Origin of the sequence: Streptomyces botrytidirepellens (assembly GCF_003721215.1) — a bacterium.
GTDB classification, from domain to species: Bacteria; Actinomycetota; Actinomycetes; order Streptomycetales; family Streptomycetaceae; genus Streptomyces; species Streptomyces himastatinicus.
This window is the reverse complement of record NZ_RIBZ01000640.1, coordinates 1-5,195: the sequence shown is the minus strand read 5'-3', so window position 1 is coordinate 5,195 and position 5,195 is coordinate 1. Positions and strand designations below refer to the sequence as shown.

At 71.0% G+C, this 5,195-nt stretch carries 7 protein-coding genes and 1 pseudogene; 5 read left to right on the top strand and 3 right to left on the bottom strand.

The window, feature by feature from the left end; all coding sequences use genetic code 11:
* Positions 1 to 100 precede the first annotated feature (100 nt).
* Positions 101 to 409: a hypothetical protein gene (locus EEJ42_RS34430; protein ID WP_123106065.1), complete on the bottom strand. Its 309-nt coding sequence runs from the start codon at positions 407 to 409 to the stop codon at positions 101 to 103.
* A 7-nt stretch (positions 410 to 416) separates the two neighbouring features.
* Positions 417 to 1,052, bottom strand: a complete 636-nt coding sequence (locus EEJ42_RS34425) for an ATP-dependent Clp protease proteolytic subunit (RefSeq protein WP_123106063.1) — start codon at positions 1,050 to 1,052, stop codon at positions 417 to 419.
* A gap of 80 nt (positions 1,053 to 1,132) precedes the next feature.
* On the opposite strand from EEJ42_RS34425, the gene EEJ42_RS34420 reads away from it, so the two are divergent.
* Positions 1,133 to 1,435 carry a type II toxin-antitoxin system Phd/YefM family antitoxin gene (locus EEJ42_RS34420; protein WP_123106061.1) on the top strand — a complete coding sequence of 101 codons (303 nt, stop codon included), beginning with the start codon at positions 1,133 to 1,135 and terminating at the stop codon, positions 1,433 to 1,435.
* 21 nt (positions 1,436 to 1,456) lie between these two features.
* Here the strand turns inward: EEJ42_RS34420 and EEJ42_RS34415 are convergent, their stop codons facing one another.
* Complete coding sequence (locus tag EEJ42_RS34415) at positions 1,457 to 2,410, bottom strand: M28 family metallopeptidase (RefSeq protein WP_123106059.1); 954 nt, start codon at positions 2,408 to 2,410, stop codon at positions 1,457 to 1,459.
* 179 nt (positions 2,411 to 2,589) lie between these two features.
* Between EEJ42_RS34415 and EEJ42_RS34410 the strand changes: the two genes are divergently transcribed.
* The 4 genes and pseudogenes from EEJ42_RS34410 to EEJ42_RS34395 form a co-directional block, all read left to right on the top strand.
* Entirely contained in the window at positions 2,590 to 2,892 is a 303-nt protein-coding gene (locus tag EEJ42_RS34410; RefSeq protein WP_184503415.1) for an urease subunit gamma, read from the top strand.
* A gap of 16 nt (positions 2,893 to 2,908) precedes the next feature.
* A complete protein-coding gene (locus tag EEJ42_RS34405; RefSeq protein ID WP_123106055.1) occupies positions 2,909 to 3,214 on the top strand; it encodes an urease subunit beta in 306 nt (101 codons plus the stop codon).
* Positions 3,211 to 4,932: an urease subunit alpha gene (locus EEJ42_RS34400; RefSeq protein ID WP_123106053.1), complete on the top strand. Its 1,722-nt coding sequence runs from the start codon at positions 3,211 to 3,213 to the stop codon at positions 4,930 to 4,932. Before EEJ42_RS34405 ends, EEJ42_RS34400 begins: the two co-directional genes overlap by 4 nt.
* A gap of 5 nt (positions 4,933 to 4,937) precedes the next feature.
* Positions 4,938 to 5,195 (top strand): annotated as a pseudogene (locus EEJ42_RS34395) (urease accessory protein UreF); the annotation flags it as partial.

The window sequence follows — 5,195 nt, the reverse complement described above, 5'->3', positions numbered from 1 at the left end:
GGTCTCGGCGCCGTCGGCCGCAACCCGGCGGCTGCCTCGCGCCGGGCCCCGCGCTACGCCGTTCGGGCGACCCCCGCGGGGGCCCCGGGCGCGACCGCGATCAACGCGGCGAGACGGACGGCAGCGTCACCCGCTCGGAGCGCCGCTCCCCGTCCAGCACGCGCAGCGCACGGTCCAGTGTCGCGGTGTGCAGTTCGCTCTCGCCCCGGTCGTGCATCAGCGCCAGCGCGTCCCGCAGCGCGATGGCCTTCCCGACCAGCGCCTGGGCGGCGCGCAGCCCGCTGTAGGTGTCATGGCCGCGGGCCGGGTTGATCCGGCCGAGCAGATCGACGGCCTCCAGATAGCCGTCCACGAGGCGCCCCTCCGCGCGGGTCAGCGCGGGCAGCGGGGGAAGTTCCGGTGGAAGCACGGCGCGATCACCGTGCCCCGGGCAGCGAACCCGGTCGCTTACGGCTCTGGGTGACCCCGTCCACCAGCCCGTACGCCACCGCGGCCGCGGCGTCGAAGATCCTGTCGCGGTCGATGTCCGCGCGGATCCGCTCGGCGCTCTGCCCGGTGTGCCGCGCCAGCATCTCCTCCAGCAGCGCCTGGGTCCGCAGCAGCTCACCGGCCTGGATCTCCAGGTCCGAGGTGGTCCCTTCGACGGGCTCGCTGAGCGCCGCCTGATGGATGAGCACCCGCGCGCCCGGCAGCGCCAGCCGCTTCCCCGGTGCCCCCGCGGCGAGCAGCACGGCGGCGGCGGACGCGGCCTGGCCCAGGCAGATGGTCTCGATGTCGCAGGTGACGAAGTGCATCGTGTCGTAGATCGCCGTCATCGCGCCGAACGAGCCGCCCGGGGAGTTGATGTAGAGCGAGACGTCCTGGTCGGGCCCGGCGTGTTCGAGGTGGATGAGCTGCGCGATCACATCGTTGGCCGCCGTGTCGTCGATGGGCGTGCCGAGGAAGACGATGCGCTCGGAGAGCAGCTTGGAGTAGGGGTCCATGGTGCGCACGCCGCTGCTGGTGCGCTCGGTGAACTCGGGCAGGACATAGCGCGCCGTCGGTCGTTCCATCGCGGTCACCTCTCGTGGGTCTCTCGGGGACTCGGCTCCGTAAAAAATGTACAGGATGTACGTCCCGTACGATGGGGAGCATGGCGTACGAGATTCCGGTGACGCAAGCCCGGGCGGAACTGGCGGAGCTGATCAACCGCGTGGTCTACGGCGGTGAGCGGGTGGTCCTCACCCGGCATGGAAAGCCGCTGGTGGCCCTGGTGTCCTCGGCTGACCTGCAACGACTCGACGCGGTCGAGGCGGAGGCGGCGGAGGAGCAGGTGATCAGTACGGTGTCGGCGATGCGCCCGACCTCGTCCGCTCCCGGCGAACGGCGGCGCTTCGGTATCGCGGCAGAACACCGCGGCCCGGACGCCGGGGATCGGCGTCCGGGCCGCGAATGATGACGGCTGGAGGAGTGGCGGTTAGGAGCTGAGCTCCCAGACCGCGTGGGCGATCGCGTCGGTGTTGCGGTCGAGCGCGGTGTCGTCGACGTTGGACGTCTTGTCGCACGCGGAGTGGTAGCACGGGTCGAACGGCTCGCCCGCCTTGCCGCCCCACTGGTCCGCCTGCGCCTGGCTCTTGGTGGACTCGGCGCCGGTGAACAGCCCGCCGACCCGCACCCCGGCGTCCTTGAACGGGGCGTGGTCCGAGCGGCCGTCGCCCTCGGTCTCCTTCTCGGTCGCGATGTTCTTGGCCGCGTACCAGTCCTTGAAGACCTTCTCCAGCTCCGGGTCGTCGTCGTAGACGAAGTACCCGGGGTTGGGGGAGCCGAGCATGTCGAAGTTCAGATACGAGTCGATCTTCGACTTCTCGTCGGACTTCAGGCTGTCCACGTAGTGGGTGGAGCCGACCATGCCGTCCTCCTCATCGCCCCACCAGGCGAACCGCAGATGCTTGGTGGGCTTGAGGTCGGCCTTGGCCACGGCGAGCGCGACCTCCAGGATCGCAGCGGAGCCCGATCCGTTGTCGTTGATGCCGGGTCCGGCCTCGACCGAGTCGAGATGCGATCCGGCCATGAGTACCTTGTCGGCGCTGCCGCCCGGCCAGTCGGCGACGAGGTTGTAGCCCTTGGCGCCGCCCGAGGTGAACTCCTGGACGCCGGTTTTGAACCCCGCCGCGTCCAGCTTGCCCTTGATGTAGTCCAGGGACGCCCGGTAGCCGGGCTGCCCGTGGGCGCGGTTGCCGCCGTTCTCGTCGGCGATCGTCTGGAGCTGGTCCAGATCGGCCTTGACCGCCTTCACGTCGATGTCCGGTGCGGCGGCGCGGGGGGCGATGGTGGCCTGGGCCGCGGAGGCCCCGCTCAGCAGGGTGGCGGCGAGGGCGGCGCAGGTTCCGGCCGCGAGCGTGCCGCGGCGAAAGGGTGCTATGCGATGCACAGTTGGGCTCCGTAGTGATGTGGGGGGTTTGTGCGGAGCTGATAGATCATGATGCGGACATGAGGATCATCGTTTTTCCGTGCAATCGTCAAGGGCGATTCTTTGCCGACGCGTTAACCAGCCTGAAACGCCGCCCCTCTACCCTTCGATAGTCGTGCGTGAGGATGAGGTGGGACGACGTGCATTTGACGCCGCACGAGCAGGAACGCCTGCTCATTCATGTGGCAGCTGACGTGGCTGAAAAGCGACGGTCCCGGGGTGTGCTGCTCAACCATCCCGAGGCCATCGCGCTGATCACCGTGCACATCCTGGAGGGTGCCCGGGACGGCCGTACCGTCGCCGAGCTGATGGCCTCCGGCCGCAAGGTGCTCACCCGCGACGAGGTCATGGAGGGCATCCCCGAGATGATCCACGACGTCCAGGTCGAGGCCACCTTCCCGGACGGCACCAAGCTCGTCACCGTCCACCAGCCGATCGTCTGACGGGAGACGGCGTTCCATGATCCCCGGAGAGATCTTCCACGCGGACGAGCCGGTACGGCTCAACGAGGGGCGGCCGGTCATCCGGCTCACCGTGCTCAACGCGGCCGACCGGCCGGTCCAGGTCGGCTCCCACTACCACTTCGCCGAGGCCAATCCGGGCCTTACGTTCGATCGCGCAGCGGCCCGCGGCCACCGGCTCCACATCGCCGCGGGCACCGCCGTGCGCTTCGAACCGGGCCTCCCCGTCGAGGTGGAGCTGGTGCCGCTGGCGGGCGCGCGGGTCGTCCCCGGGCTGCGCGGCGAGACGGGAGGCGCGCTGTGACGGAGCTCAGCCGCGCCGCGTACGCGGACCTGTTCGGGCCGACCGCCGGCGATCGCATACGGCTCGCCGACACCGACCTCGTGGTCGAGATCGAGGAGGACCGCTGCGGCGGCCCCGGCCGCTCCGGCGACGAGGCGGTCTTCGGCGGCGGCAAGGTGATCCGCGAGTCCATGGGCCAGGCCCGCACCACCCGCGCCGAGGACGCCCCCGACACCGTGATCACCGGTGCCGTGGTGCTCGACCACTGGGGCGTGATCAAGGCCGACGTCGGGCTGCGGGACGGCCGTATCACCGGGATCGGCAAGGCCGGGAACCCCGACACCATGGACGGTGTCCACCCCGACCTCGTCATCGGCCCCGAGACCGAGGTCATCGCGGGCAACGGCAGGATCCTCACCGCGGGCGCCATCGACGCCCATGTCCACTTCATCTCCCCGACCCTCGTCGACCAGGCGCTGTCCTCGGGCATCACCACCCTGGTCGGCGGCGGCACCGGGCCCGCCGAGGGCACCAAGGCGACCACCATCACCCCGGGCCCCTGGCACCTGGCCCGGATGTTCGAGGCGCTGGAGGCGTACCCCGTCAACATCGGGCTGCTCGGCAAGGGCAACACCGTCTCGCGCGAGGGCATGTGGTCCCAACTGCGCGGCGGGGCCCTCGGCTTCAAGATCCACGAGGACTGGGGGGCGACCCCCGCCGCGATCGACGCCTGCCTCGGCGTGTGCGAGGAGAGCGGCGCCCAGCTCGCCATCCACACCGACACCCTCAACGAGGCCGGGTTCGTCGCCGACACCCTCGCCGCGATCGCCGGACGCTCGATCCACGCGTACCACACCGAGGGCGCGGGCGGCGGCCACGCGCCCGACATCATCACCGTGGTCTCCCAGCCGAACGTGCTGCCCAGCTCGACCAATCCGACCCGGCCGCACACCGTCAACACCGTCGAGGAACACCTCGACATGCTGATGGTCTGCCACCACCTCAACCCGGCCGTCCCCGAGGACCTCGCCTTCGCCGAGTCCCGCATCCGGCCCGGCACCATCGCCGCCGAGGATATCCTCCACGACCTCGGCGCCATCTCGATCATCTCCTCCGACTCCCAGGCCATGGGCCGCATCGGCGAGGTCGTCCTGCGCACCTGGCAGACCGCGCACGTCATGAAGCGGCGCCGGGGCGCCCTGCCGGGGGACGGGCGCGCGGACAACCGGCGGGCGCGTCGCTATGTCGCCAAATACACCATCAACCCGGCGGTGGCGCAGGGCCTCGACGACGAGATCGGCTCCGTGGAGCCCGGAAAGCTCGCCGACCTGGTGCTGTGGGAGCCCGCCTTCTTCGGCGTCAAGCCGCACCTGGTGCTCAAGGGCGGGCAGATCGCGTACGCGCAGATGGGCGACGCCAACGCGTCCATCCCCACGCCGCAGCCGGTGTTGCCCCGGCCCATGTTCGGCGCGGTGGGACGTGCCCCGGCCGCCAACTCCTTCAACTTCGTCACCCGGGCCGCCCTGGACGACGGTCTGGCCGACCGGCTCGGCCTCGGGAAGCGGTTCGTGCCGATCCGGGGGACGCGCGGGGTGACCAAGGCGGACATGCGGGAGAACGACGCCATGCCGCGGGTGGAGGTCGACCCGGACACCTTCACGGTGACCATCGACGGCGACCCCGTCGACCCGGCTCCTGCGGCCGAACTCCCCATGGCCCAGCGCTACTTCCTCTTCTGACCGCGATGACGACGGACAACACCGCGCCCCCGCGCCCCGCGACACCCGGCTCCGCCGCGCTGCTCATCCTCGCCGATGGGCGGTTCCCCGCCGGAGGGCACGCCCATTCCGGCGGGGCCGAGGCCGCCGTCAAGGCCGGGCGCATCCACGACGCGGCCACCCTGGAGGCGTTCTGCCGCGGGCGGTTGCACACCGCCGGGCTCACCGCGGCGGCGCTCGCCGCCGCGGCCGCCGCCGGGATGGATCCGCTGGTGCTCGACGAG

Bases quoted from the DNA above. Each gene is read 5' to 3' on its own strand.
- EEJ42_RS34425 (WP_123106063.1), bottom strand. From the start codon at position 1,052: ATGGAACGACCGACGGCGCGCTATGTCCTGCCCGAGTTCACCGAGCGC.
- EEJ42_RS34420 (WP_123106061.1), top strand. From the start codon at position 1,133: ATGGCGTACGAGATTCCGGTGACGCAAGCCCGGGCGGAACTGGCGGAG.
- EEJ42_RS34405 (WP_123106055.1), top strand. From the start codon at position 2,909: ATGATCCCCGGAGAGATCTTCCACGCGGACGAGCCGGTACGGCTCAAC.